20 protein-coding genes are annotated in these 24,671 nt (G+C 74.2%); 14 read left to right on the top strand and 6 right to left on the bottom strand.

Going from position 1 to position 24,671, the window contains the following annotated elements:
* Positions 1–22: 22 nt before the first annotated feature.
* Positions 23–946, bottom strand: a complete 924-nt coding sequence (locus CFP66_RS25965) for a DUF2157 domain-containing protein (RefSeq protein ID WP_158228216.1) — start codon at positions 944–946, stop codon at positions 23–25.
* Positions 947–1,049: 103 nt separating this feature from the next.
* Here CFP66_RS25965 and CFP66_RS25960 point away from each other — a divergent pair, with 103 nt between their 5' ends.
* The 3 genes from CFP66_RS25960 to dapA all read left to right on the top strand — a co-directional run bounded on the left by CFP66_RS25960 (position 1,050) and on the right by dapA (position 3,464).
* Complete coding sequence (locus tag CFP66_RS25960) at positions 1,050–1,625, top strand: helix-turn-helix domain-containing protein (protein ID WP_094927799.1); 576 nt, start codon at positions 1,050–1,052, stop codon at positions 1,623–1,625.
* A gap of 102 nt (positions 1,626–1,727) precedes the next feature.
* A complete protein-coding gene (locus tag CFP66_RS25955) occupies positions 1,728–2,504 on the top strand; it encodes a hypothetical protein (protein ID WP_094927798.1) in 777 nt (258 codons plus the stop codon).
* A 75-nt stretch (positions 2,505–2,579) separates the two neighbouring features.
* A complete protein-coding gene (gene dapA / locus CFP66_RS25950; RefSeq protein ID WP_094927797.1) occupies positions 2,580–3,464 on the top strand; it encodes a 4-hydroxy-tetrahydrodipicolinate synthase in 885 nt (294 codons plus the stop codon).
* A 12-nt stretch (positions 3,465–3,476) separates the two neighbouring features.
* Here the strand turns inward: dapA and CFP66_RS25945 are convergent, their stop codons facing one another.
* Both CFP66_RS25945 and CFP66_RS25940 read right to left on the bottom strand, forming a co-directional pair.
* Positions 3,477–5,039 (bottom strand): hypothetical protein, encoded by a 1,563-nt coding sequence (locus CFP66_RS25945; protein ID WP_094927796.1) that lies wholly within the window; start codon positions 5,037–5,039, stop codon positions 3,477–3,479.
* An 89-nt stretch (positions 5,040–5,128) separates the two neighbouring features.
* Entirely contained in the window at positions 5,129–5,977 is an 849-nt protein-coding gene (locus CFP66_RS25940) for a class I SAM-dependent methyltransferase (protein ID WP_094927795.1), read from the bottom strand.
* Between the two features lie 95 nt (positions 5,978–6,072).
* On the opposite strand from CFP66_RS25940, the gene CFP66_RS25935 reads away from it, so the two are divergent.
* Together CFP66_RS25935 and CFP66_RS25930 are read left to right on the top strand one after the other, a co-directional pair.
* A complete protein-coding gene (locus CFP66_RS25935) occupies positions 6,073–8,049 on the top strand; it encodes a TIGR03960 family B12-binding radical SAM protein (RefSeq protein WP_094927794.1) in 1,977 nt (658 codons plus the stop codon).
* Positions 8,042–8,557: a GNAT family N-acetyltransferase gene (locus CFP66_RS25930; RefSeq protein ID WP_094927793.1), complete on the top strand. Its 516-nt coding sequence runs from the start codon at positions 8,042–8,044 to the stop codon at positions 8,555–8,557. The genes CFP66_RS25935 and CFP66_RS25930 overlap by 8 nt, the downstream gene beginning before the upstream one ends.
* 106 nt (positions 8,558–8,663) lie before the next feature.
* Here the strand turns inward: CFP66_RS25930 and CFP66_RS25925 are convergent, their stop codons facing one another.
* Complete coding sequence (locus CFP66_RS25925; RefSeq protein WP_094927792.1) at positions 8,664–10,346, bottom strand: choline dehydrogenase; 1,683 nt, start codon at positions 10,344–10,346, stop codon at positions 8,664–8,666.
* A 276-nt stretch (positions 10,347–10,622) separates the two neighbouring features.
* On the opposite strand from CFP66_RS25925, the gene CFP66_RS25920 reads away from it, so the two are divergent.
* The 7 genes from CFP66_RS25920 (at position 10,623) to proB (ending at position 19,713) form a co-directional block, all read left to right on the top strand.
* A complete protein-coding gene (locus CFP66_RS25920) occupies positions 10,623–11,945 on the top strand; it encodes a lipopolysaccharide biosynthesis protein (protein WP_094927791.1) in 1,323 nt (440 codons plus the stop codon).
* Between the two features lie 104 nt (positions 11,946–12,049).
* Entirely contained in the window at positions 12,050–12,853 is an 804-nt protein-coding gene (locus CFP66_RS25915) for a TIGR03936 family radical SAM-associated protein (protein ID WP_198961673.1), read from the top strand.
* A gap of 158 nt (positions 12,854–13,011) precedes the next feature.
* The gene (locus CFP66_RS25910) at positions 13,012–16,350 is read left to right on the top strand and encodes a translation initiation factor IF-2 N-terminal domain-containing protein (RefSeq protein ID WP_094927789.1); all 3,339 of its coding nucleotides are present in this window, start codon (positions 13,012–13,014) and stop codon (positions 16,348–16,350) included.
* A 114-nt stretch (positions 16,351–16,464) separates the two neighbouring features.
* Positions 16,465–16,773 carry a 50S ribosomal protein L21 gene (gene rplU / locus CFP66_RS25905; protein ID WP_094927788.1) on the top strand — a complete coding sequence of 103 codons (309 nt, stop codon included), beginning with the start codon at positions 16,465–16,467 and terminating at the stop codon, positions 16,771–16,773.
* Between the two features lie 12 nt (positions 16,774–16,785).
* Positions 16,786–17,043 carry a 50S ribosomal protein L27 gene (gene rpmA, locus CFP66_RS25900; RefSeq protein ID WP_094927787.1) on the top strand — a complete coding sequence of 86 codons (258 nt, stop codon included), beginning with the start codon at positions 16,786–16,788 and terminating at the stop codon, positions 17,041–17,043.
* Between the two features lie 79 nt (positions 17,044–17,122).
* Positions 17,123–18,592 carry a GTPase ObgE gene (obgE, locus tag CFP66_RS25895; protein WP_094927786.1) on the top strand — a complete coding sequence of 490 codons (1,470 nt, stop codon included), beginning with the start codon at positions 17,123–17,125 and terminating at the stop codon, positions 18,590–18,592.
* Entirely contained in the window at positions 18,589–19,713 is a 1,125-nt protein-coding gene (gene proB, locus CFP66_RS25890; protein ID WP_094927785.1) for a glutamate 5-kinase, read from the top strand. Before obgE ends, proB begins: the two co-directional genes overlap by 4 nt.
* Before the next feature lie 190 nt (positions 19,714–19,903).
* Here the strand turns inward: proB and CFP66_RS25885 are convergent, their stop codons facing one another.
* On the bottom strand, positions 19,904–20,611 hold the full coding sequence (locus tag CFP66_RS25885; RefSeq protein ID WP_094927784.1) for a GntR family transcriptional regulator: 708 nt from the start codon (positions 20,609–20,611) through the stop codon (positions 19,904–19,906).
* 84 nt (positions 20,612–20,695) lie between these two features.
* Here CFP66_RS25885 and CFP66_RS25880 point away from each other — a divergent pair, with 84 nt between their 5' ends.
* Both CFP66_RS25880 and CFP66_RS25875 read left to right on the top strand, forming a co-directional pair.
* Positions 20,696–22,069 carry an MFS transporter gene (locus CFP66_RS25880; RefSeq protein ID WP_094927783.1) on the top strand — a complete coding sequence of 458 codons (1,374 nt, stop codon included), beginning with the start codon at positions 20,696–20,698 and terminating at the stop codon, positions 22,067–22,069.
* Positions 22,066–23,088, top strand: coding sequence for an L-idonate 5-dehydrogenase (locus CFP66_RS25875; protein ID WP_094927782.1), 1,023 nt, complete (start codon positions 22,066–22,068; stop codon positions 23,086–23,088). Before CFP66_RS25880 ends, CFP66_RS25875 begins: the two co-directional genes overlap by 4 nt.
* A gap of 184 nt (positions 23,089–23,272) precedes the next feature.
* Here the strand turns inward: CFP66_RS25875 and fxlM are convergent, their stop codons facing one another.
* On the bottom strand, positions 23,273–24,496 hold the full coding sequence (fxlM, locus tag CFP66_RS25870) for a methyltransferase, FxLD system (RefSeq protein ID WP_233159721.1): 1,224 nt from the start codon (positions 24,494–24,496) through the stop codon (positions 23,273–23,275).
* Positions 24,497–24,671 lie beyond the last annotated feature (175 nt).

Genomic DNA, 24,671 nt, shown 5'->3' with positions numbered 1-24,671 from the left:
GTGCTCCGGCACCCGTATCCACTCACGGGCGCCGCAGGCGCGTGAGGACCACGGCCAGGGCCACCAGCACGAGGCCCACGACGAGCAGGCCGAGCAGCGGGCCCAGCTCGGCATCGAAGATCTCGGCGACGGCCACCGGCACCGCGACGAACAGCCCGACCGTGCCGATCGCGAGCAGCCACTGCCGGTGGCCGCGCACACCGAGCACCACCAGGGCGGCGGCGCTCAGCACGCCGACCACGGCCCACGCGGAGCGCCCAGTGTCCGCGCCGAGCGGCCCGGAGATCACGGCCAGCGCCCCCAGCACCCAGCCGGCGGGCGCGGGCCGGGCCCACCCGCTCGCCGCGGCGGCGATCCACAGCAGGCCCAGCACCCAGACGAGCGGGCCGAGGGAGCGGTAGAGGTCGTCGACCAGGCCGACCACCGCGAACAGGGTGGCGGTGGCGGCCGCGAACGTGGAGACGTGCTGCAGCACCTCGCGCCGCCGCCACCACAGGACGGCCGCGAGAACCAGCGCGGAACCGGTGGCGAGCACCGCGCTCACGTCGAACGCGACGCCGAACGCGTCCGACGCGGCGACGCCGACCGTGCCTGCCAGTGCCGGCGCGGCGACGGCCCACAGGAAGCCGCCCAGCCTGCCTGCAGGCCCGCTGCGCCCGCCCAGCACGGCCCCGGAGGCGAGGACGGCCGCGGTGACCACGGCCAGCAGCAGCACCCGCACCGCGGGCCCGAGCTCCTGCCACACCTCGCGGCCCAGCAGGAGCGCCGCCACCACGGCGAGCGCGCCGCCGAGGTAGCCGAGCACCTCGGCGGCCACGGCACGGCGGCCCGCGGTGTGCGGCCCGTCCTCCAGCGCGGCGATCGCCTCGGCCTGTGCACGCGTGACGATGCCCTCGGCCACGGCCCGTTCGAGCGTCGGGCGCAGCGGGTGCGGAGCGTCCGGCACGGCCCTCCCTCCGGGTCGGTGCGCAGAACCTACCGCCGCACCCGCGCGCGCCGTGGCCGATCGGTGCGGCACGCATCCGTGCCGGACCGGCAATATGGTCGACATGGACGAGCTGGTGGGCGTGCTGGAGGCGGTGGGGCCGCGACTGCGGTCGCTGCGCCGCAACAGGGGGATCACTCTCGCCGATCTGTCGGTCACCACGGGCATCTCCGAGAGCACCCTGTCGCGGCTGGAGAGCGGCCGGCGGCGGGCGAACCTGGAGCTGCTGCTGCCGCTGGCCCGCGCCTACGGGGTGCCCCTCGACGACCTCGTCGGCGCGCCGCCCACCGGGGACCCGCGCGTGCACCTGCGTCCGGTGCACCGGAACGGGAGGACGTTCATCCCGCTGAGCCGCCGGGCGGGCGGGGTGCAGGCCTACAAGATGCTCATCCCGGGCCGGCGGGAGCCGGTGGAGCCCGATCCCCAGGCCCACGAGGGCTACGAGTGGCTCTACGTGCTCGACGGGCGGCTGCGGATGGTGCTGGGGGAGCAGGAGCTGGTCCTGACCCCGGGCGAGGCGGCCGAGTTCGACACCCACCTCCCGCACTGGTTCGACGCCGCCGGGGGCGCCCCGGTGGAGCTGCTGATCCTCTTCGGCCGTCAGGGCGAGCGCGCCCACGTCCGCGCCCGCTCCGCCTGACCCGCCGCTGCGGCGCGCCCGCGGGGTCACCGTGCCGACGCGAACGGGCGGCAGGACGGACTCGGGTGGCTGAGGGCGCGGTTCCGGGCTGACAATGGCGTCATGACGGTCCTTTCCCCGCATACCACCCGGGCCGACATCGTCCGGAACGTCGTGGTGGCGCTCCTCGCGATCGTCCAGGTCGTGGTGGCCGTTGTCGCAGGCGACGCGGTCGGGCCGGTCGCGCGCGAGTATTCGAGCCCGCTGCTCGCGGCGGGCTGGACGTTCGCCGTGTGGTTGCCCATCTACGCCGGGTTCCTGGGCTACGCCGCGTTCCAGGCGCTGCCCGGGCAGCGCACCCGGCCGATCCACCGCGATACCGGGTGGTGGCTCGCGGCGTCGGCCGTCTTCAACGCCGGGTGGGTGCTGTCGTTCGGGGCCGGTTGGTTGCCGCTGGCCGAGCTCCTGATCCTCGGGCTGCTGGTGAGCGTCTGCCTCGCGTTCGGGCGGTTCTCCCGCACGCCGGCCGAGGGAACTCCGGAACGGGTGGCGGTGCGCGCCGGCATCGCCCTCTACGCCGGCTGGGTGAGCGTGGCCACGGCCGCGGGCACCGCGGCCACGGGTGTCTGGGTCGGGCTGCCGGGTGCGGGTCCGCTCGCCGCGGTCACGGCCGTCGTCGTGCTGCTCGCGGTCACCGCGGTCGTGTCCTGGGCGGTGCTGGCCGGTACCGCGGTCGTCCCGTTCGCGGTGGCCGTGATCTGGGGGTTCGTGGGCGTGGCGCTGAACGACCCGCCCGCCGCGGTGGCCGTCGCGAGTGCGATCGCGATCGTGGTCGTCCTCGCGTCCGTGACGCGGCGGATCACGACCGCGGGGTACCCGATGCGCGCGGCGTTCGGCTGAGCCCGGCCCCCTGACGGCGGAGGCCGGCTCGGGCCGCTTGCTACCGTCGCACGTCGCGTCGTGCCAGGAGGACCCATGATCACCGGAAGTATCGTCGCGCTGGTCACGCCCATGCGGGCCGACGGCGCGGTCGACCACGAGGCGCTGGAGCGGCTCGTGGAACGGACCATCGTGGCCGGGAGCTCGGCGATCGTCTCGGTGGGGACGACCGGGGAGTCCTCCACGCTGTCGGTCCCCGAGCACACCGAGGTCATCCGCCGCACGATCGACGCGGCCGCGGGTCGCGTGCCGATCATCGCCGGAACCGGTGCCAACAACACGGGCGAGGCCATCCACCTGACCCGCGCGGCGCAGCAGGCGGGCGCCGACGCGGCGCTGCTCGTCACCCCCTACTACAACAAGCCGCCGCAGGAGGGCCTCTACCGGCACTTCCGCGCGGTTGCCGAGGCCGTCGACCTCCCGCAGATCCTCTACAACGTCCCCGGCCGTACGGCGTGCGACATGCTGCCGTCCACCGTGGAGCGGCTCGCCGAGGTCCCGAACATCGTGGGCCTCAAGGAGGCGCTTGGCGATCTCGACCGGGTGCGCGACCTCGTCGCGCTCGGGCTCACGGATTTCGCGCTCTACTCCGGTGACGACGCCACGGCCCGTGCCAGCATGCTCGAGGGGTTCGACGGCGACATCTCGGTGACCGCCAACGTCGTGCCCGAGGCGATGGCGCGGATGTGCGCCGCCGCCATCGCGGGCGACGGCGAGACCGCTGCGGCCGTCGACGCCGACATCGCAGGCCTGCACCGCGCGCTCTTCGTCGAGCCGAACCCGATCCCGGTCAAGTGGGCGCTGGCGGAGCTGGGGCTCATCGACGGGGCGATCCGGCTGCCGCTGGTGCCGCTCGACGAGGTGCATCACGAGGACGTCCGGGCGGCCCTGCGCGCGGCGGGCGTCGCCGCCGGCGCCTGAACCCGGGGGGACCTAGGCCCGGCTCGCGTGCACGGCGAGCGCAGGGTTGTCCTGCTGCGCCGCCCGGGCGCGCGCCTCGGACGCGGCCTCGCGGTCGCCCGCGCGGGCCCGGTGCAGCGCGGCGCGGACGGCGTACTCGACCAGCCCCGTCCGTTCCGCGAGCGCTGCCATCCGCGCCGCGTGGGCCCGCACCGATCCCGGGTCCGACTCGAGCGCGGCGGCGCAGAGCGCGTCGCGCACGGTCAGGTCGATCCACCGGCACAGGTCGGTGCTGGCGTCGAACGTCTCGGCGGTGTCGGCCAGCGCGGTGACCGCCTCGTCGGGCCGGCCGTGCCGTTCGAGCGTGGCGGCCAGACCGCGGCACGTCAGCGCGAGCCAGCAGTCGTCGCGCAGCACCTCGGCGAGCGTGCGCGCGTCGCGCAGGAGGTCCTCTGCGGCGTCGGCACGCCCGGCACGCAGCAGGAGCTCGGCGTCCAGAACGTCGACCCATGGGCGCATCGCCGTCCAGTGCAGCGCCGACACCAGCGCGTGCGCGGCGGCCACGTCCTCGGCGGCCCGGTCGTCCTCGTCGCGCTGGAGCCGGGCTCGGGCCCGCATCGCGTGCGCCGAGGCGAGCCGCCGCGGCCGGTCGGCCCGCTCGGCGAGGCGCACCGCCGCGTCGAGCTCCGCGACGGCGTCCGTGGACCGGCCGGCGTCGATGAGGGCGAACCCCCGCACGTAGTGCACGCCGGCGAGCTGGTCGGGCAGGCCCTGCGCGGCGTCCTGCGCGCGGGCGAGCAGGCGCAGCGCGCCCGGCAGGTCTCCCGCGGCCGCCGCGACGAACCCCAGCTCGCGCAGGGCGAGCGCCGCGGTCTCGCGCTCGGCCGCCCGGGTGGCCGCGGCCACCGCTTCGCGCAGCGCCCTCGCGGCTCCCGCGTGGCTGCTGGCGACCGCGTGCACGACACCGCTGCCGAAGTGGGCGAGCGCGTCGGCCAGCACGGCGTCGTCGCCGAGCCCGCGGGCCCGCCGGACCGCTTCGGCGAGGATCCGCGCGCCGTCCGCCGCGGCCCCGCTGTCCAGCACCTGCCCACCGAGCCGCACCAGGTCGCGCACCGCCGTGCGCCCGGCAGGCGCCGACGGCCGGGCGCACGGTCGGGACAGCGCCGCCGCGGCCTCCTGCACCGCCTGCCGGCGCCCGAGCAGCCACGTGCCGAACTCGGCGACGTCGGGCTCCGCGCCCTCCAGCAGCGGGAGCCCGGCCTCTCCGACGGCCCAGTGCGCGGGTACGCGCCCGGCGAGCACGTCCAGCACGTCGACGCAGGTGTCGCCGACCAGCCGGGCGCGCAACGGGTCGCCGCCGACCTCCACCGCGCCGCCGGTGGCCCGCCGGGCCTGGCAGAGCGCCCACCGCAGCGCCGCCTGCGGATCCTCGGCGTCGGGGAACAGCAGGGCCTGCGCGCGGCAGCGCGGGACCGGGCCGCTGCTGGCGATGACGAGCGCCAGCAGCGCCCACGGCTTGCGGCCGCGGGGCCGGGGCAGCTCTGCGCCGCAGCGCAGCGCGTGCGGCGGGCCGAGCAGGCGGACGACGGTGGTCATGGGCGGGTCCCCACTGGAGAGGGACCGGTCAGCATCCCACCGCAGGGCGCCCGGGTCGAGCGCCCGCCCGGACCAGCGCCGGCGCTCTGTCAGGCGCTGCGCTCTGCCGTCACCAGCAGGTACTCGGCCTCCCACCGCGCCCGCTCGCCGGGCCCCGCCACGTCGGAGTCGGTGAGGAACTGCAGGAACGCCGCGTCGAGCGCCGCCGTGCGCTCCGGGTCGGCGCCGTTGTGGCGGTAGGTCGCGATCGTCGGGCCGTAGTTGCGCTTCCAGTACTCGCGGAACTCCAGCGGGTCGCCGCAGTGGTCGAAGGCCACCATCGCGGTGCGCAGGTCGAGGTCGGTGACCCGGTGGCCGAACAGCTCCCGGACGTGCTCCGCGCTGCCCCACAGCGGCGGCGGCTGCGCGCCGGGCGGCGGGGGCGGCGCGAACGGGCTCATCGTCTTGAGCAGCCGGCCGACGAAACCGGTCGGCGTCCAGTTGAGCATCCCGATGGTGCCCCCGGGGCGGCACACGCGCGTGAGCTCGTCGGCGACCGGCTGGTGGTGCGGGGCGAACATCGCGCCGATGCACGACAGCACGACGTCGAACTCGCCGGTCCGGAACGGCAGGGCCTCGGCGTCGCCCTCCCTCCACTCCAGCTCGAGGCCGGCGTCGGCGGCGCGCTTCCGCCCGACCTCCAGCAGTTCGGGCGTGAGGTCGGACGCCACGACCGTGGCGCCGGCCGCGGCGGCCGCGAGCGCCGCGTTGCCGGTGCCCGCCCCGACGTCCAGCACCCGCTGACCCGGCCGCACGCCGCACGCGGTGACGAGCGCGGGTCCCAGCTCCGGGACCAGCTCCCGGGCCACCGCCGGGTAGTCGCCCGACGCCCACATCGCGCGGTGCCTGGCCTTGACCTGCTGGTCGGTGGGCGTGGCCGGTGTGTCGATGGTGCTCATGGTTCCCCTCCTCGGCGGCCCCTCGTGGACCGGCGCGAACGCTCGCACCCGGGCGTGTGACGGAGCGTGTGACGGCGCGGCTACCCTGGACCGACATGACGGCACCGTCGGTTTTCCCGGACCTCGAACCGCTGCTCCCGCGCGTGTCGAAGCCGGTGCAGTACGTCGGCGGCGAGCTGAACGCACAGGTGGGTGACTGGGAGTCGGCCGCCGTGCGGTGGGCGCTGATGTACCCGGACGCGTACGAGGTCGGGCTGCCCAACCAGGGCGTGATGATCCTCTACGAGCTGCTCAACGAGCGGCCCGACGCGCTCGCCGAGCGCTGCTACGCGGTCTGGCCGGATCTCGAGGCGTTGATGCGCGAGCACGGCGTGCCCGCGTTCACCGTCGACGCGCACCGGCCGCTCGGCGCGTTCGACCTGCTCGGCGTCAGCTTCTCCACCGAGCTCGGCTACACGAACCTGCTCACCGCGCTCGACCTCGCCGGCATCCCGCTGCACGCGGTCGACCGCGACATCGACCACCCGGTCGTGGTCGCGGGCGGGCACGCGGCGTTCAACCCGGAGCCCATCTCCGACTTCGTCGACGTCGCCGCGATCGGCGACGGCGAGGAGGTCGTCGGCGAGATCACCGACGTCGTGCGCGACTGGAAGGCCGAGGGCCGCCCCGGTGGCCGCCGGGAGCTGCTGCTGCGGCTCGCCGCGGTCGACGGGTGCTACGTGCCGTCGCTCTACGCCGTGAGCTACGGGGACGACGGCGCGATCGCGGCCGTCACGCCGCTGGACGAGCGCGTGCCGCGCACCGTCACCAAGCGCACCACCAGCGACCTGGACGCGTGGCCCTACCCCAAGCAGCCGCTCGTGCCGCTGGCCGACACGGTGCACGAGCGCGCCAGCGTGGAGATCTTCCGCGGCTGCACGCGCGGCTGCCGGTTCTGCCAGGCCGGGATGATCACGCGCCCGGTGCGGGAGCGCTCCCTGCAGGGGATCGGCGAGATGGTCGACTCCGCGGTGCGCTCGAGCGGGTTCGACGAGGTCGGGCTGCTGTCGCTGTCCAGCGCCGACCACTCGGAGATCGCCGAGATCACGAAGGGCCTCGCCGACCGCTACGAGGGCACGAACACGTCGCTCTCGCTGCCGAGCACGCGCGTAGACGCGTTCAACATCGACCTGGCCAAGGAGATCTCCCGCAACGGCCGCCGCTCCGGGCTCACGTTCGCCCCCGAGGGCGGGTCGGAGCGGATCCGGCGCGTGATCAACAAGATGGTGTCGGAGGAGGACCTGATCCGCACCGTCTCCGAGGCCTTCGCCCAGGGCTGGCGGCAGGTGAAGCTGTACTTCATGTGCGGCCTGCCCACCGAGGAGGACGAGGACGTCCTGCAGATCGCGGACATGGCGCACAACGTGATCCGCGCGGGCCGTGAGGCGTCGGGCCGCAACGACGTGCGGTGCACGATCTCGATCGGCGGGTTCGTGCCCAAGCCGCACACGCCGTTCCAGTGGGCCGCGCAGGCGCACCCGGACGTCGTCGACGACCGGCTGCGCAAGCTGCGGGCGAAGGTCAACAGCAACCGCAAGCTCGGCCGCAACGTCGGCATGCGCTACCACGACGGGCAGCCCTCGCTCATCGAAGGCCTGCTGGCCCGCGGCGACCGCCGCGTCGGGCGCGTCATCGAGCGGGTGTGGCGCGAGGGCGGCCGGTTCGACGGCTGGAGCGAGCACTTCTCCTACCAGCGCTGGGTGGACGCGTCCGCGGCCGAGCTGGAGCCGCTGGGCGTGTCCCTGGAGTGGTTCACCACCCGCGAGCGCGAGCGCGCCGAGGTGCTCCCGTGGGACCACCTCGACTCCGGCCTGGAGCGCGACTGGCTCTGGGACGACTGGCAGGACGCGCTGGCCGCCCGCGAGCAGGACGACTGCCGCTGGACACCGTGCTTCGACTGCGGCGTCTGCCCCACCACGGGCACCGACATCGAGGTCGGCCCGAGCGGCACGACGTTGCTGCCGCTCACCGTGGTGAACCCGCTCAGCGCAGGGACGGCACCGACCCGGGGGGACGCAGGCGCGGGTGGCTGAGGGCACCGGCAGCGGCGCCACCTCCGCCCGGCAGCTCGCCATCCGCGTCGCCGACGAGCGCGACGTCGGCGCGCTGGCCCGGCTGCGCCGCGCGTGGTTGGAGGAGCGCACGGGCCACCCCGTCGAGGACCCCGGCTTCGAGGCCGCGTTCGCGCAGTGGTGGCGGGTGGAGCTGCCCCGCCGCACGTTCTGGCTGGCCGAGATCGGATCGCCGCGCAGCGGCTACACCGCGATCGGCTCGATCAACGTGCTCGAGATCGTGCACATGCCCCGGCCGGGTGCGCGCGGCGGCCGGATCGGGCACGTGGGCAACGCCTTCGTGCTGGCCTCGTTCGCCGACCGCGGCGTGCCCGGGGCGCTGCTCACCGCGGTGGTCGAGCACGCGCACACCCGCCGCTACCGGCGCCTGCTGCTGGCCCCGACGGCCGGCAGCGCACCGTTCTACAAGCGGGCAGGCTTCGTCCCGGCAGGCGACGGCTTCCTGGTACTGGAACCAGACGCCCGGTAAGCCCGGTAAGCCCGGTAAGGCGCCACTGCACACACCCAGCTGCCACTCCACACAAGGCCCGCCTTGTGTGGAGTGGACAGCCGGTGTGTGGAGTGACCCGGCCCGGTTAGGCGGACGCCTCCGCTCCGGAGACGTCTGCACGCTTGTCCGGTCGGTGTCGGAAGAACTCGGTGCGGTCCGGCTCCAGGGCGGACCGGCCCAGGATCATGTCCGCGGCCTTCTCGGCGATCACCATCACCGGTGCGTAGGTGTTGGCGTTCGTGACCTGCGGCATCACGGAGGCGTCCACGACGCGCAGGCCGTCGAGGCCGTGCACGCCCATCGAGTCCGGGTCGACCACGGCGTCGTCGCCGGTGCCCATGCGGCACGAGCCCGAGTAGTGCATGGCCGACTTCGCGTTCGTGACCACCCAGTCCCAGATCTGGTCGTCGGTCTGCACATCGGGGCCGGGCGCGGCCTCGCCGCCGTCGTAGCGCGCGAGCGCGGGCTGCCTCATGATTTCGCGCGTGACGCGGATGGCGTCGATCCAGTCGCGGCGGTCCTGCTCCGTGGACAGGTAGTTGAACTGGATCGCAGGCGGCGTGCGCCAGGTGGGGGCGGTGACCCGGATGCTGCCGCGCGAGTTGGAATTCATGACGCCGACGTGCACCTGGTAGCCGTGCGGGCCGGTGGGCGAGGTCGGGTAGGACTTCGAAGCCAGGGCCAGGAACTGGTACATCAGGTTCGGGAAGGCGAGCCCGTCGTTGCTGCGGGCGAACCCGCCCGCGTCCCAGTGGTTGGTGGCACCGGGGCCGCTGCGCAGGAACAGCCACTGGGCACCGATCCACGGCGCGTTCTTCAGGTTCGCGGTGGGCTGCAGCGACACCGGCTTCGTGCAGTTGTGCTGGATCTGCACGGCGAGGTGGTCCTGCAGGTTGGCGCCGACGCCGGGCAGGTGGTGGACCACCGGGACCCCGACGGACTCCAGGGCGTCGGCGTCGCCGACGCCCGAAAGCTGCAGCAGGTGCGGGCTCTTGATGGCACCGGCGCACAGGATCGTGTCCCGGCTCAGCGCCTGGTGCACGCGGCCGCGCCGGTCGACGTACTCGACGCCCACGGCCCGCTTGCCGTCGAAGACGATCTTCGAGACCGTGACGCCGGTGCGGACGGTGAGGTTGGGCCTGCGCAGCGCCGGTCGGAGGTAGGCGCGGGTGGCCGACCAGCGCCGGGACCGGCGGATGTTGTGGTCGAGGGGGCCGAACCCCTCCTGGCGGAAGCCGTTGACGTCCTCGGTGGCGTGGTGCCCGGCCTCCTGGGCGGAGAGCAGGAACGCCTGCTCGAGCGGGTTCCTGGGCCGGGACTTCTGCACGGTCAGCGGGCCCCCGCGTCCCCGGAACGGGCCGCGGGTCTCGGCGTCCTCCATGCGCTTGAAGTAGGGCAGCACGTGGGCGTAGTCCCAGCTCTGCATACCCGGCGCGGCGGCCCAGCCGTCGTAGTCCATCGGGTTGCCGCGCTGGTACAGCATCCCGTAGAGGTTGCTGGTGCCGCCGAGCATGCGGCCCGCAGGCAGGTTCATGCGCCGCCCGCGCAGGTGCGGCTCGGGCTCGCTGCGGTAGCGCCAGTCGTAGAAGCTGCGACCCCGGGTGAAGGCGATGCCCGCCGGCATGCGGACCAGCACGTCCCAGGAGTAGTCGGGGCGCCCGCTCTCGAGGACGAGCACGGTGCGTGCCGGGTCGGCCGACAGGCGGTTCGCCAGGGCGGAGCCTGCCGAACCGCCTCCCACGATGACGTGGTCGAAGAAACCGTTCATGTCGTCCCCCAATCGGCGGCACTCGGAGCACGAGCCACTGCGCGGCCCAGCACGGCTGCCGCTCTGCGCCGCTTGTCCGATTCACCCGATGGGGAGCAATGGCTGTAGCAACGGGAAACGCTACACGGCCCCGAGGCGCCGTTTTCCGGCTGGTCGGGCAAGGGCCGTTGCCCGGTTCGTGACAAATCTTTCGAGGTCGCGGGCTAACGTGAGGCGGTCGCGTGGCGATAGGACCGTCGCAACGCCCATTGCCTCGCGGGAGGAGAAACGACGACCATGCCGTCGCAGCCGGGGAACGCCCCGGTGACCGGCCGCGCCCGTTCGGTCGCGCGCGGCGTTCTCGACGGCTGGCGGGCCCCGCAGCACCGCGACGGAATGGCGCTCGTGCTCAGCTCGGGCGTGGCGTCGGTCATCGGGCTCCTGTTCTGGGTGCTCGCCGCGCGCCTTTTCGATCACGCCGTGGTCGGGGTCGCGTCGGCGGCCCTGGCGGCGATGACGCTGCTCGGCTCGGCCGCGCACCTGAACCTCGGCAACGCGTTGTTGCGATTCGTGCCGGTGGCCGGAGGCCGCGGCAAGGCGCTCGTGATGGGCTGCTTCGCGGTCGGGGCCGGGGTGGGCGCGGTGTTCGGGCTCGCGTTCGCGGCCGGTGCCGGGATCTGGGCGCCGGAGCTCGTCGACGCGTTCGGCTACCCGGCGCTGGTCGGCTTCTTCGTGGTGAGCACGCCGATCTGGACGCTGTTCGTGCTGCAGGACGCGGCGCTCACCGCCATCAGGCGTGCCGACCTGGTGCTGGTGGAGAACGCCGTGTTCGCACTGCTGAAGATCGGCCTGCTCGTGCTGGTGGCCCTCCTGGGCGTGCCCGGGGGGATCGCGGTCGCGTGGGTCGTCGCGACCGCGCTCGTCGTGCTCGTGGTCATCGGGTTCCTGGCCCGGACGATGACCTCCGGAGCCGGGCGTCCGGGCGAACCGGTCACCGCCCGGGATCTCGCGGGCTTCGTGCGGGCCGACTACGCGGGCAACGTCTTCTGGCAGGCAGCCGTGTTCGGGCTGCCGCTGGTCGTCATCGCGCTCGCCGGCGCCGAGGGCGCCGCCACGTACAACGTCATCTGGCAGATCGGTTTCGGCCTCTACCTCGTGGCGATCGGCATGGGCAAGTCGATGGTCACCCACGCGGCCGGCGACCTGGGCCGGGCCGAACGGGCCCGCCGGGGCATGGAGCGCAAGGCGCTGACGCTCCTGGTGCCCGCGGTCGTCGTGATCGTCGTGGGGGCGCGGCCCCTGCTCTCGCTCTTCGGGTCCGCCTACGCCGAGGCGGGCTCCGTCCTGCTCGTGCTCCTGGCGCTGTCGGCGATCCCCCACGTCATCACCGCCTCCACGACGTGGGCCGCGCGCATCCACCGCAACGCCGCCGTGCTCGTCGGGCTGCCCGCCGCAACCAGCATCGCCGTGATCACCGGCACGGTCGTGCTGGTGCCCATGATCGGTGTCGCCGGCGCGGGATGGGCGTGGCTGGGCACGCAGAGCGTGGCCGCCACGGTGATCCTGTTGCACCGTGCGGGGACTCGGAACCGTAGGAGGCCGGCGCACGCCAGACGGTGACGACCGGACGCGGTTCGACGGGATCGCGCTCCGAACCGCTCCGCATCCCACCCGGCGGGCCGTCGCAGCGGCCAGCTCCCGCGGTGCCTCCTAGACTCCCGCGCATGGCCCGTGTCCGTCCGGGGGAGGCTGCAAACCCCGCTCCGCCCACCGTGCAGCGCATCCGGCTCCGGTTCGCGAAGCGGGGTCGGCTGCGCTTCCTGTCCCACCGCGACGTCGCCCGCAGCTTCGAGCGGGCCGTCCGTCGCGCCGGCCTGCCGGTGGCGCACTCGCACGGCTTCAGCCCGCACCCGCGGCTCTCGTGGGTCGGGGCGGCGCCCACCGGCACGGCGAGCGAGGCCGAGTACGTGGAGATGGGGCTGACACGCCCGGTCGACCCCGCCGCACTCGTCACCGCGCTGGACGCCGCGTTGCCGGACGGGCTCGACGTGCTCGCGGCCGCCGTTGCCGAGCCCCCCGCGCTGGCGGAGCGGATCGACGCGGGCCGCTGGGTGCTGGAACTGCCCGGCGTCGAGCAGTCCACGCTGGCCGAGGCGGTGGCGGCGCTGCTCGCGCAGGAGAGCGTCGTCGTCGAACGCGTCACACCGTCGGGCCGTCGCCAGATCGATGTGCGGGCCGCGCTCGTGCGCATCGACGTGCGGGATCGTGCGTCCGAGGAGACCTCCCCGACGGGTGGCACGGCGGTCGCGCCCCCCGATCGGGCGGGAGTCTGTGCGATAATGACGGCGGTCGTGCGGCAGACGACACCCGCCGTTCGACCCGACGACGTGTTGGGTGCGCTCGATGTTGTCGCAGGCCTCAGGCTTCCGGCGCCCGCAAGGGCGACACGGACGGCCCAAGGATTGCTCGACCATCGAGACGAACTGGCCGATCCGCTCGGCTCCGCCCGGGTCACCGCCCAGGGCTGAGGCAGGCGGATCGGGGCCCGGCGCGTCGCCGAGGAGGACCGCCCCCCTGGGGTGGAGCGAGACCCGAGGATTGCTCGTCGCGCACCGCGCGAGGAGAGAACTGCACGTGCCCCTGCGCGGCCGCCTCCACCAGAGGCGCCCGGGGGCGGAGGAGCTGGATGTCGAATAACGATTTGCCCGCCGGAAGCCCCGGCGGGCCTGCCGCCGTACCCGCCCTGGACGATCTGCCGGAGAGGATGCGGGTGCACGCGCTCGCCAAGAGGCTCGCACGTACCAGCCGCGAGGTGCTCGCGGCGCTGGCCACCCTGGGCGTCGAGGTGCGCAGCGCCCAGTCCAGCGTCGAGCGGAAGGTCGCCGAGCAGGTGGCCGCCGCGCTCACGGCGCCTCCTGAGCAGGCATCCCCTGATCCGGCCTTCACCGAGCAGGCCGCCGGCGAGGGCAGCGACCCCGCCACCGCTCCCGCGCCCGCCGCGGACGAGCGGGCTGCCGAGCAGGGAGCCCCCGCCGCCGCGCTGGCGCCGGTGTTCGCGCCGCCCGCCCCGCTGTTCCAGGCGCCCACCCGCCGCTCGCGCAAGAAGGCCGTCGAGCCCGCGGAGCAGGCCGGCGAGAGCGAGCCCGCCCCCGCCCCCGCCGTCGACACCGCGGAAGCCGCTCCCGCCGCGCCTGCCACCGACGAGGGTGACGACGACGACGATGCCTCCGGCCGCAGGCGCAGGCGCCGGGGTCGCCGGGGTCGCGGCCGCGGTCGCGGTGCCGACGGCGCCGACGAGGAGAACGGCGACGAGGAGAACGGCGACGAGTCGACCGGCGACGAGGACAGCGACGAGTCCACCGGCGAGGACGGCGAGGGCCGCGCCCGCGACACCACGTCCGGCGAGGACGACGACACCGACGACGGCTCCGAGTCGGACGAGTCGGACGAGTCGGGCCGCTCCGACGGCGAGTCGGGCGGGTCGCGCAGGCGCCGTCGCAGGCGCCGCCGTCGTGGCTCGGGCGACGACGGTGACACGAGCGACGAGGTGGACCCGCCGAACACGGTCACCAAGGTCCGCGCCCCGCGCGAGCCGCGGGAGCAGCGCGACGACGAGGGCGACGGCGTCCAGAGCGTCCGCGGCTCCACCCGGCTCGAGGCCAAGCGCCAGCGCCGCCGCGACGGACGCGATGCGGGCCGGCGACGCGTGCCGATCCTGTCCGAGGCCGAGTTCCTGGCCCGCCGCGAGTCCGTCGACCGCTCCATGGTCGTGCGCGAGCGCGGTGACCGCGTCGAGATCGCGGTGCTCGAGGACGACGTCCTGGTGGAGCACTTCGTCGCCGGTCGGGACGGCGGCTCGATGGTGGGCAACATCTACCTCGGCCGTGTCCAGAACGTGCTGCCGAGCATGGAGGCCGCGTTCGTCGACATCGGCCGGGGCCGCAACGCGGTGCTGTACGCGGGCGAGGTCGACTGGGAGGCCGCCGGGCTCGGGGGCAAGCAGCGACGCATCGAGCAGGCCCTGTCCAGCGGCGACAGCGTGCTCGTGCAGGTCACGAAGGACCCGATCGGGCACAAGGGTGCCCGGCTCACCACGCAGATCAGCCTGGCCGGGCGCTTCCTCGTCTACGTGCCCAGCGGCGGCGCGGCCGGGATCAGCCGCAAGCTGCCCGACGTGGAGCGCAAGCGGCTCAAGGACATGCTCAAGGAGATCGTCCCGAGCGAGGCGGGGGTGATCATCCGCACGGCGTCGGAGGGCGTGAGCCACGAGGCGCTGGAGCGCGACGTGCGCCGGCTGCAGGCCCAGTGGGAGGTCGTCAAGGGCAAGGCCGAGGCCACGGGGCCGAGCAAGCCCAAGGCGCCCACCCTGCTCTACGAGGAGCCCGACCTGCTCATCAAGGTCGTGCGGGACCAGTTCAACGAGGACTTCTCCCGCCTCGTCGTCGAGGGCGACGAGGCGTGGGAGACCCTGTCCAACTACGTGGGGCACGTCGCGCCGGAGCTCGGCGACCGGCTGCACCGCCACGTCGGCATCACCGACGTGTTCGCCGAGCACCGCATCGACGACCAGCTGCTCAAGGCGCTCGACCGCAAGGTCTGGCTGCCCTCCGGCGGCACGCTGGTGATCGACCGCACCGAGGCGATGACCGTCGTCGACGTCAACACCGGCAAGTTCACCGGCTCCGGCGGCAACCTCGAGGAGACCGTCACCCGCAACAACCTCGAGGCGGCCGAGGAGATCGTGCGCCAGCTGCGGCTGCGCGACATCGGCGGCATCATCGTCATCGACTTCATCGACATGGTGCTCGAGGCCAACCGCGATCTCGTGCTGCGCAGGCTCACCGAGTGCCTCGCCCGGGACCGCACCCGCCACCAGGTGGCCGAAGTGACCTCCCTCGGCCTGGTCCAGATGACCCGCAAGCGCGTGGGCGGCGGGCTGCTGGAGCACTTCTCCACGCCGTGCGAGCACTGCCGCGGGCGCGGTGTCGTCGTCACCACCGAGCCGGAGGTGGGCAGCGGTCAGACTGCGGCCCGCAACGACCGTTCGGAACGGGAGGGACGCCGTTCGCGGGGTCGCGGCCGCCGGGACGGGGAGGACCGCAACGGCCACGACGTGCGCAAGGCCGAACCCGTCGCCGACGGGAACGGGGCGGCAACCCCCGCACCGTCCGGCAGCGCCTCGGGCCGCAACGGCCGCAGCGCGGAGACGTCGGGAGCCGACGCCGCGGTCGACGTGGGCGCGCCCGCTCCGGTCGTGACCCCGGCGGCGCTCGACGCCACGGGGGAGACCCCGGCGCCGCCGGCTCCGGTCGCGGAAACCCCGGCCGAGCCGAAGACCCCGAGCGGGCGCCGCGTGCGCCGCAGCGCGCGGCGGCCCGCCGGACCTTCCGCGGTCGAGACCTCGCCCGCGGACGGACCTGCCGACGTGGCGGCCGACGCGGTCGAGGAGGTCGTCGTCGAGCGCTCCGTGGCGGCAGCGCACTCGCGTCCCGAGCCGGATGCCACGGAGAAGGCTGCGGCCGAGAAGGCTGCGGCCGAGAAGGCTGCGGCCGAGAAGGCTGCGGCCGAGAAGGCTGCTGCGGACAAGGCCGCTGCGGACAAGGCTGCTGCGGACATGGCCGCCGCGGAGGAGGCCGTCGCGACGAGCGGCGGCACCGAGAGCGGCACCGAGAACGGCGTGGCCGAGCCGAGGCAGGACGCGGACGGCGAGCAGAACGGCCGGGCCCGCGGACGGCGTCGCGGCCGGGTCACGCGCACGGCCGGTTCTCCCACCGCCACGGTGGGAGACACCCCGGTTGCGGCCGTGGTCACCGTCGCGAGCACGCCCGAGCCGACGGCGGCAGCGCCGTCCGAGGCATCGTCGGCGACACCGCCGACGGTGCCGGCCGCGGCGGAGCCCGCGGTGCCGGTGACCGCGCCGCCGCAGCCCGAGCCCGCTCCCGCTGCGCGGCCTCGCCGCACCCGCCGCGCGGCGTCTCGACCGGCGGGCCCGCCCGTCGCCGAGGGCGGGAGCGACCCGGCATGACCCACCTGTCCACCCGTCCGGTATTCTGGGAAACCTGCGCCGCGCTCCGAGCAGTCGCGGCCCGCACAGGGTCCTCTTGTGCTATGTCCCCCGAGCTTCAGGAGCAGTGCGTCGATGTACGCGATCGTCAAGACCGGCGGTAAGCAGTACAAGGTGGCCGTCGACGACGTGGTCACCGTTGAGAAGATCAACGGTGAACCCGGCGCCGAGGTGAGCCTTCCGGCCGTGCTCCTGGTGGACGGTGACGACGTCACCGCCGACGCCGGGGCGCTCGCGTCCGCGTCCGTCACCGCCACGGTGGTGGAGCACACCAAGGGCCCGAAGATCCGGATCCACAAGTTCAAGAACAAGACCGGGTACCACAAGCGCCAGGGGCACCGTCAGCCCCTGACCAAGGTCCAGGTCACCGGCATCGCGAAGTAGGAGGGCGACACCATGGCTCACAAGAAGGGTGCGTCCAGCTCGCGCAACGGGCGCGACTCCAACGCACAGCGTCTCGGCGTGAAGCGCTTCGGCGGCCAGGCCGTCAACGCGGGTGAGATCCTCATCCGCCAGCGCGGCACGAAGTTCCACCCGGGTCTCGGCGTCGGCCGGGGCGGCGACGACACGCTGTTCGCGCTGGTCGAGGGCTCGGTCGAGTTCGGCTACGCAAAGGGCCGCAAGGTCATCAACGTGGTGCCGGCGCAGGTCTGAGGCCTGCACCCACCCCGCAGAACCGGACAACGGCGGGCCGCCCGAGGGGTGGCCCGCCGTTGTCGTGTGAGGAGAGTCGATGTCGAAGTTCGTAGACCGCGTGGTGGTACACGCCACGGCGGGCGCGGGCGGCAACGGCTGCGCCTCGGTGCACCGCGAGAAGTTCAAGCCGCTCGGTGGGCCCGACGGCGGCAACGGTGGGCGTGGCGGATCGATCGTGCTGGTCGTCGACCCGGGCGTGCACACGCTGCTCGACTTCCACCACCGCCCGCACGCCATGGCCCGCAGCGGCAAGCAGGGGCAGGGCGGGTTCCGGGCCGGCGCCAACGCCGAGGACATGGAGCTGCGCGTCCCGGACGGCACCGTCGTGTTCGACGCACAGGGTGCGATCATCGCCGACCTGGTCGGGGTGGGCACCCGGTTCATCGCTGCTGAAGGTGGCCGTGGCGGGCTCGGCAACGCCGCGCTGGCGTCGGCGGCCCGCAAGGCGCCCGGGTTCGCGCTGCTCGGGGAGCCCGGTGAGAGCGCCGACCTGGTGCTCGAGCTGCGCTCGATGGCCGACGTCGGGCTCGTCGGGTTCCCGTCGGCAGGCAAGTCGTCGCTCGTGGCGGCCCTGTCCGCGGCGCGGCCCAAGATCGCGGACTATCCGTTCACGACGCTCGTCCCGCAGCTCGGGGTGGTCACCACCGGCGAGGACGTGTTCACCGTCGCCGACGTGCCGGGGCTGATCCCGGGCGCGTCCGAGGGCCGCGGGCTCGGGCTCGACTTCCTCCGGCACATCGAACGCTGCTCGGTGCTGGTGCACGTCGTCGACTGCGCGACGTTCGAGCCGGACCGCGACCCGGTGTCGGACGTGCAGGCGCTCGAGGAGGAGCTCGCCCGCTACACGCCGGCGCTCGGGGGCGAGCTCTCCGACCGGCCGCGGCTGATCGTGCTCAACAAGATCGATGTGCCCGATGCGAAGGACATGGCCGAGCTCGTCGCGGCCGACCTGGCCGAGCGCTTCGGCTGGCCGGTCCTGCCGATCTCCACCGCGTCCCGGAACGGGCTGCGCGAGCTGGCGTTCGCGATGGCCGAGCAGGTGCGCGCGCACCGGGAAGCCCAGCCGGTGGCGGAGCCCACCCGGATCGTGCTGCGTCCGCAGGCGGTCGACGACGCGGGCTTCAGGGTGGAGGCCGACCCGGAGCAGCCGGACGGCTTCATCGTCCGCGGCGCCCGTCCCGAGCGGTGGATCCGTCAGACCTCGTTCGACAACGACGAGGCCGTCGGCTACCTCGCCGATCGGCTGGCCCGGCTCGGCGTCGAGGACGCCCTCGCCGCGGCGGGCGCGCAACCGGGCTGCCCGGTCACGATCGGCGACGTCACCTTCGACTGGGAGCCGAGCACACCGTCCGGCGTGGCCGTGATGATGTCGGGCCGCGGCACGGACCGGAGGGTCGAGCCGCAGAGCTCCCGGCCCGCCGCTGCGGAGCGCAAGGCCGCACGCTCCGAGCGCCGTCGCGCGCGTTCCGACGAGGAGCTGTCCGCCGAGGATCCCGAGGACGCATGACCCCCCGCGCGCAGCTCGGTGCGGCCCGTCGGATCGTCGTCAAGGTCGGCTCGTCGTCGCTCACCAGCCTGAACGGTGGTCTCGACCCGCTGCGGCTGCAGGCCCTCGTCGACGCGCTCGCGGCCCGGCGCACGGCGGGGAGCCAGGTGGTGCTCGTCTCGTCGGGCGCGATCGCGGCCGGGCTGGCCCCGCTCGGGCTCACCCGCCGCCCCCGCGACCTCGCCACCCAGCAGGCGGCCGCGGCCGTCGGGCAGCTGCAGCTTGCACAGGCCTACGCAGCGGCGTTCGGCCGTCACGAGCTGCCGATCGGGCAGGTGCTGCTCACCGCCGACGACATGATCCGCCGCGCCCACTACCGCAACGCGCAGCGCACCCTGGAGCGGCTGCTCGGGCTCGGCGTGCTGCCGGTCGTCAACGAGAACGACACCGTGGCCACCGACGAGATCCGGGTCGGGGACAACGACCGGCTCGCCGCGCTCGTGGCCCACCTGATCGGGGCGGACGGGCTGGTGCTGCTCTCCGACGTCGACGGCCTGTACGACGGCGACCCCCGGCTCCCCACCTCCCACCTGCTGCCCGAGGTGGAAGCCCCCGCCGACCTGGAAGCGGTGCAGGTGGCGCGGGCGCGGGCCGACGCCCTGGGCACCGGTGGGATGGCCACGAAGATCACCGCGGCCGCGATGGCCGCCGCAGCGGGCATCCCGGTGCTGCTCGCGGCGGCCGAGGACGTCTCGTCCGCGCTGGACGCGGCCGAGCCCGGCCCGAAGGTCGGCACCGCGTTCCGGCCCTCGGGCCGCCGGATGTCGGCGCGCCGGTTCTGGTTGCGCCACGCCGCCGACGTGAGGGGCACGCTCGACCTGGACGCGGGCGCGGTCGCCGCGGTGATCGAACGCCGGCGCTCGCTGCTCGCGGCCGGGATCCACGGTGTCTCGGGCGAGTTCGTCGCGGGTGACGTCGTCGACCTGGTCGGACCGCACGGCGCCGTCGTCGCCCGCGGGGTCGTCGCCTTCGACGCGGCCGAGCTCCCGTCCCTGATCGGCCGCCGCAGCCGTGACCTGGCACCGGAGCAGCGCCGCGAGGTCGTGCACGCCGACGACCTCGTCCCGATGCGCGGCGCCTGAGGCGACGCCCGCCCCGCGACACACCTGCACCCAAACCCCGACTCGCGGGCCCCCCGCGTGTCGGGCCCCCACCCCCGCGAGTCGCGCCCCCACCCCCGCGAGTTGGGGTGCCATGTCCGCGAGTCGCGCCCCCGGCACTCCAGCACGTACCCGACCCTGCCCGGCCGGAATTCCTGCAGCAGCAGGTCTGCTACTCCCAGACCACGACGTTGCGGCGCACCGGCACCGAGGTCGGGCCGCTCGCGAAGAGCTCGGGCGTGCGCGCGCGAATCTGCTCGACGTCGTCGAAGACGGCGCGCAGGTGGGCGCGCATGGCCGTCCGCGCCGCGGCCACACCACCGGCCAGCACGGCGTCGAGGATCTCGACGTGCTGGTCGGTGAAGGCGGGCGGGGCGGTGGCCTGCAGCCCGAGGCGGCGGGCCCTGTCGAGGTGCCCCTTGGCCGCCACCACGGTGGTCCACGCGTTGCCGTGCCCGGACAGGCGCAGCAGGGCGTGGTGGAAGGCCTCGTCGAGGGCGAAGAACTCCTCCACGTCCAGGCCGGGACGCCGCTGAGCGGAGAGGTTCTCCCGCAGCTCCCGGACCAGGTCGGGGTCCGGCCGGGCGGGGAGGTCCTCGAGCGACGCGAGCTCGACGGCCTCGCGGAGGAACTGCGCGTCGGCGACGCGGGCCGGGTCGACCCGCGAGACGAACGATCCGACCTGCGGGAAGACCTGCACCAGGCCTTCCTCGGCGAGCAGGATCAGGCTCTCGCGCACGGGCGTGCGGCTGACGCCGAGCCGGGCCGCGAGCTCGTTCTCCGACAGCGCGGAGCCAGGAGGGAGCTCGAGGGTGAGGACCTCGCGCCGCAGCGTCTCGTAGACGGTGCGGCGGTTGCTCCGGGACGTCGGACGGGCCACACGAGCAGCGTAGCGGTTGCGGCACCTGCCCGACAGATGCTTGTATACCAGTACTGCTCGACAGGTAGACCAACGGAGCTCACCATGACCGACGACACGACCACCGGGGCGGCCGGCCCGGCGACCAGGACGACGCGGGACCTGACGAAGGCCGCCGTGTCCGGTTGGCTCGGCACGGCGATGGAATTCATGGACTTCCAGCTCTACTCGTTGGCGGCCGCCATCGTCTTCAACCAGCTCTTCTTCCCCGAGGTCAGCCCGGCGATCGGGCTGATCGCCGCGATGGCGACCTACGGAGTCGGGTACGTGGCGCGGCTCGCGGGCGCGGTCTACTTCGGCCGGATGGGCGACCGGATCGGGCGCAAGCGAGTGCTGTACCTGACGATCCTGCTGATGGGGGCGTCGACCACGCTGATCGGCGTCCTGCCGACCTACGCGACCATCGGCATCCTCGCCCCGATCCTGCTGGTGGTGCTGCGCCTGGTGCAGGGCTTCGGCGCGGGTGCGGAGATCGCGGGCGCCACCGTGATGCTCACCGAGTACGCCCCGGTGAAGCGCCGCGGGCTGATCTCCTCGCTCGTGTCGCTCGGGACCAACTCGGGCACGCTCGCCGCGTCCGGCATCTGGGCGATCCTGCTGGCCGTCCTCACCGAGGAGCAGCTGCTCAGCTGGGGCTGGCGACTCCCGTTCCTGCTCAGCTTCGCGCTCATGATCTTCGCGGTCTGGCTGCGCCGGAGCCTCAAGGAGAGCCCGGTCTTCGAGGAGCGTACCGACGTCGTCGACGGCCGCGCCCTGTCGCGCAGCGAGCTCGCGGAGGAGCGCGGGGAAGGGGTACTGGAATCGGGCCTGCGCCAGCGCAAGGGCCGGGCGTTCTTCCTGGCGCTCGGGCTGCGCCTGGGTCAGGCCGGGAACTCGGGCCTCGTCCAGACGTTCCTCGTCGGCTACGTGGCCACGACGCTGCTGGTGGACCGCTCCGTCCCCACCGACGCGATCGTCTACGGCTCGGTGCTCGGCTTCGTCACGGTGCCCGTGGTCGGGCTGCTCGGCGACCGCCTCGGCCGCCGCCCGGTGTACGTCGCGTTCAGCGCGCTGACCGCCGTCCTCGCCTTCCCGCTGCTGCTGATGATCACAAGTGGGAGCACCGTCGCCCTCGTGATCGGCATGGTCCTGGCGCTCAACATCGGTGTGCTCGGCCTGTTCGCGATGGAGAGCGTCACGATGGCCGAGCTGTTCGGCTCCCGCACCCGGTTCACCCAGCTCGCGCTGGCCAAGGAGGTCGGCGGGATCCTCACCACCGCGATCGGCCCGGTCCTCGCGGCCACGCTCACCGCTGTCACGGGCAGTTGGTGGCCCATCGCCGCGATGCTCGTGGCGTACTCGTTGATCACATTGGTGGCCGCGGTGCTGTCCCCCGAGACCCGGGGTCGCGACCTGGTCCGTCTGGAGGACGCTGCATGAGAGCTGTCGTGGTACACGGTCCCGGCGACGTGCGGGTCGACCGCTTCCCGGATCCCGAGCCCGGCCCGGGCGAGGTCCTGCTGGCGATGGAGTGGGGCGGCATCTGCGGTTCCGACCTCGGCTACTGGGCCCGCGGCGCGTCCGGCACGGCGCAGCTGCGCCACCCCCTGGTGCTCGGGCACGAGGTCGCCGGGCGCGTGGCGGCGGTCGGCGCCGGTGTCACGGGGCTGCCCGAAGGCACGGCGGCGACCGTCCACCCCGCACTGCTGGTGGGTGACGTGCAGCTGCCGGACCGGATCGCCGGGCGCACCAACCTGCACCCGCAGGTGCGCTACTTCGGCTCCGCCGCCTTCGATCCGCACACCGACGGCGGCTTCAGCGAGTACCGGGTGGTGCCCGCGGACCAGATCCGCCCGCTGCCCGACGGTGTCGGCACGGAGCAGGGTGCCCTCGCCGAGCCGCTGGCGGTGGCGCTGCACGCCGTGCACCGGTCGGGGGACGTGCGGGGGCGCACCGTGCTCGTCAACGGCACCGGGCCGATCGGGGCGCTCGTCGTCGCCGCCGCGAAGCACCGCGGCGCCGCGCGCGTGATCGCCGCGGACCTCTCGGCTCAATCACTGGCCGTGGCCACCGCCATGGGCGCCGACGAGACCGTCGACCTCGGGGCCGGCGCGTCGCTCCCGTCCGACGTCGAGCTGGTCGTCGAGGCGTCCGGCGCTCCCGCCGCGCTCGGCGCGGTGCTGCGGGCCACGGCGCGCGGCGGCACGCTGGTGCAGGTCGGCAACCTCCCCGGCACCCCGGCGCCCGCTCAGCTGGGCGATCTGGTGACCCGGGAGATCACCTGGGTCGGTTCGTACCGGTTCGTGGAGGAGATCTCCGACGCGCTGCGCGCCCTGCAGGACGGCCTCGACGTCGCCCCGCTCGTCACCCACCGTTTCGACCTCGACGACGCAGCCGAGGCCCTGCGCGCCGCTGCCGCTCCCGGCAGCAGCAAGGTGCTCCTGCGTCTCCAACCCTGAGTCGAGTAGCGGCACACCGACATCTTCGCCGGCGCACCGACTGCAGTCGGTGCGCCAGCGCCACAATCGGTGTGCGACGCCCACACACCGACTTCCGCGTCGCACACCGACTTCCGTTCTCGTGCACCGACTTCTGCTCTCGTGCACCGACTGCAGTCGGTGTGAGAGCGCAGAAGTCGGTGTGTCAGACGATCGTGCGGCCCGGGAGGTCGGCCAGCAGCCGGCAGTGGCGCTTGTCCACCACCGCCGCGCGCTCGGGCAGGTCGACATCGATGCCGCGGGGGACTGCGACGAACCGCCAGTCCGGCGCACCGGGACGCTCGACGGCGCCCCAGCGCTCGAGCGTGGCGAGCAGCCGCTCGGCGAGGGCGTCCCCGCTCGGACCCGAGGCGCGCACCCGCAACGGGGCCCGGTCGTCTCCCCCGAGCACCACCGCAGCCACTCCGGGGACCGCGCCGGGCGCCGCGACCAGCCCCACCGTGCCGCTGCCGGCTCCGAGCGGGAGCAGGTCGTCGGGCAGTGCGGTCTGCGGTTCCACGGCCAGCAGCCTGCACGCACCGGGCTCGGTCAACGCCAGCCACAGCCCGAAACCGTCCCACACGTCCACCGAGCCCAGCGGCACGGTGCAGTCGCGGTGCCCCCGCGGATCCGCGAGCGCGCCCGCCACGGCTGCTGCGTCCGGCTGCGGGCCGTCCGCGGGCACCTGCAGCGCGACCCCGATCCCGTCGAGGCACGTGTTCGCGTCCGGGCTCGCCGCAGCGCCGCGCAGCCGGATGAAGGCGCAGCTGCGCACCGAGTGGCTGCGCAGGACCCCGTCGGGTCCGAGGTCGAACGCGGTCGAGAGCTGGCTGCCGCGCACGGCCAACGGGAGGAGCAGCCGGCCTCCAGGCGCGAGCTGTGCCAGCCACTCCGGTCGCACGTCATCGCTGCCGACGGTCAGCACGATCCGGTCGTACGGCGCTCCCGGCGCGTGCCCGAGCGCTCCGTCGCCTGCGACGAGCTCCACCCTGTCGACGCCGGCCGAGGCGAGGTGCACGGCCGCCCGGTCGATCAGGTCCTCGTCGATGTCCACCGATGTGACGGCACCGGTCGGGCCGACGAGCCGCGCCAGCAACGCCGCGTTGTACCCGGTGCCGGCGCCGATCTCGAGCACCCGCTGCCCGGGCCGCACGTCCAGCTGCTCGAGCATGATCGCCACCATCGACGGCTGGGATGCCGAGCTCGTGGCCACGCCCCCGGCGAACTGCACGGCCACCGCTTCATCGGCGTAGGCCTCCGCCAGGCCGAGCCCCGGCAGGAACAGGTGGCGCGGGACGGCCCGGAACGCCTCCTCGACGGCGGCCGAGCACACCCTCCCGGCGTCGCGCAGGGCGTCGACCATCCCGGCACGAGCGAGTGAGGCGTCCACGGAACGAGTCTGGGGCCAGGGACCGGCCCGGACAACCGCAGTCGGCCCGCGACACGTGTGCGCCCCGCCCCCGACTCGCAGTGAGGATGTAGGGGAGCCCCGCAGCGGTCGTTCTGGCTCACCGACTCGCTGACCGTGGTGTCCTGCGCCCGATCTGCCGGGTGACCGCTGCGGG

It is taken from the genome of Pseudonocardia sp. MH-G8, from assembly GCF_002262885.1.
Classification (GTDB): Bacteria; Actinomycetota; Actinomycetes; order Mycobacteriales; family Pseudonocardiaceae; genus Pseudonocardia.
Note: the sequence above shows the minus strand (reverse complement) of the source record. Positions and strands in the feature narration are given on the sequence as shown.

What these genes read in the sequence shown, in the direction of transcription:
- CFP66_RS25960 (WP_094927799.1), top strand. Translation starts at nt 1,050, where the DNA reads ATGGACGAGCTGGTGGGCGTGCTGGAGGCGGTGGGGCCGCGACTGCGG.
- CFP66_RS25955 (WP_094927798.1), top strand. Translation starts at nt 1,728, where the DNA reads ATGACGGTCCTTTCCCCGCATACCACCCGGGCCGACATCGTCCGGAAC.
- dapA (WP_094927797.1), top strand. Translation starts at nt 2,580, where the DNA reads ATGATCACCGGAAGTATCGTCGCGCTGGTCACGCCCATGCGGGCCGAC.
- CFP66_RS25945 (WP_094927796.1), bottom strand. Translation starts at nt 5,039, where the DNA reads ATGACCACCGTCGTCCGCCTGCTCGGCCCGCCGCACGCGCTGCGCTGC.
- CFP66_RS25940 (WP_094927795.1), bottom strand. Translation starts at nt 5,977, where the DNA reads ATGAGCACCATCGACACACCGGCCACGCCCACCGACCAGCAGGTCAAG.
- CFP66_RS25935 (WP_094927794.1), top strand. Translation starts at nt 6,073, where the DNA reads ATGACGGCACCGTCGGTTTTCCCGGACCTCGAACCGCTGCTCCCGCGC.
- CFP66_RS25925 (WP_094927792.1), bottom strand. Translation starts at nt 10,346, where the DNA reads ATGAACGGTTTCTTCGACCACGTCATCGTGGGAGGCGGTTCGGCAGGC.
- CFP66_RS25920 (WP_094927791.1), top strand. Translation starts at nt 10,623, where the DNA reads ATGCCGTCGCAGCCGGGGAACGCCCCGGTGACCGGCCGCGCCCGTTCG.
- CFP66_RS25915 (WP_198961673.1), top strand. Translation starts at nt 12,050, where the DNA reads ATGGCCCGTGTCCGTCCGGGGGAGGCTGCAAACCCCGCTCCGCCCACC.
- CFP66_RS25910 (WP_094927789.1), top strand. Translation starts at nt 13,012, where the DNA reads ATGTCGAATAACGATTTGCCCGCCGGAAGCCCCGGCGGGCCTGCCGCC.
- rplU (WP_094927788.1), top strand. Translation starts at nt 16,465, where the DNA reads ATGTACGCGATCGTCAAGACCGGCGGTAAGCAGTACAAGGTGGCCGTC.
- rpmA (WP_094927787.1), top strand. Translation starts at nt 16,786, where the DNA reads ATGGCTCACAAGAAGGGTGCGTCCAGCTCGCGCAACGGGCGCGACTCC.
- obgE (WP_094927786.1), top strand. Translation starts at nt 17,123, where the DNA reads ATGTCGAAGTTCGTAGACCGCGTGGTGGTACACGCCACGGCGGGCGCG.
- proB (WP_094927785.1), top strand. Translation starts at nt 18,589, where the DNA reads ATGACCCCCCGCGCGCAGCTCGGTGCGGCCCGTCGGATCGTCGTCAAG.
- CFP66_RS25880 (WP_094927783.1), top strand. Translation starts at nt 20,696, where the DNA reads ATGACCGACGACACGACCACCGGGGCGGCCGGCCCGGCGACCAGGACG.
- CFP66_RS25875 (WP_094927782.1), top strand. Translation starts at nt 22,066, where the DNA reads ATGAGAGCTGTCGTGGTACACGGTCCCGGCGACGTGCGGGTCGACCGC.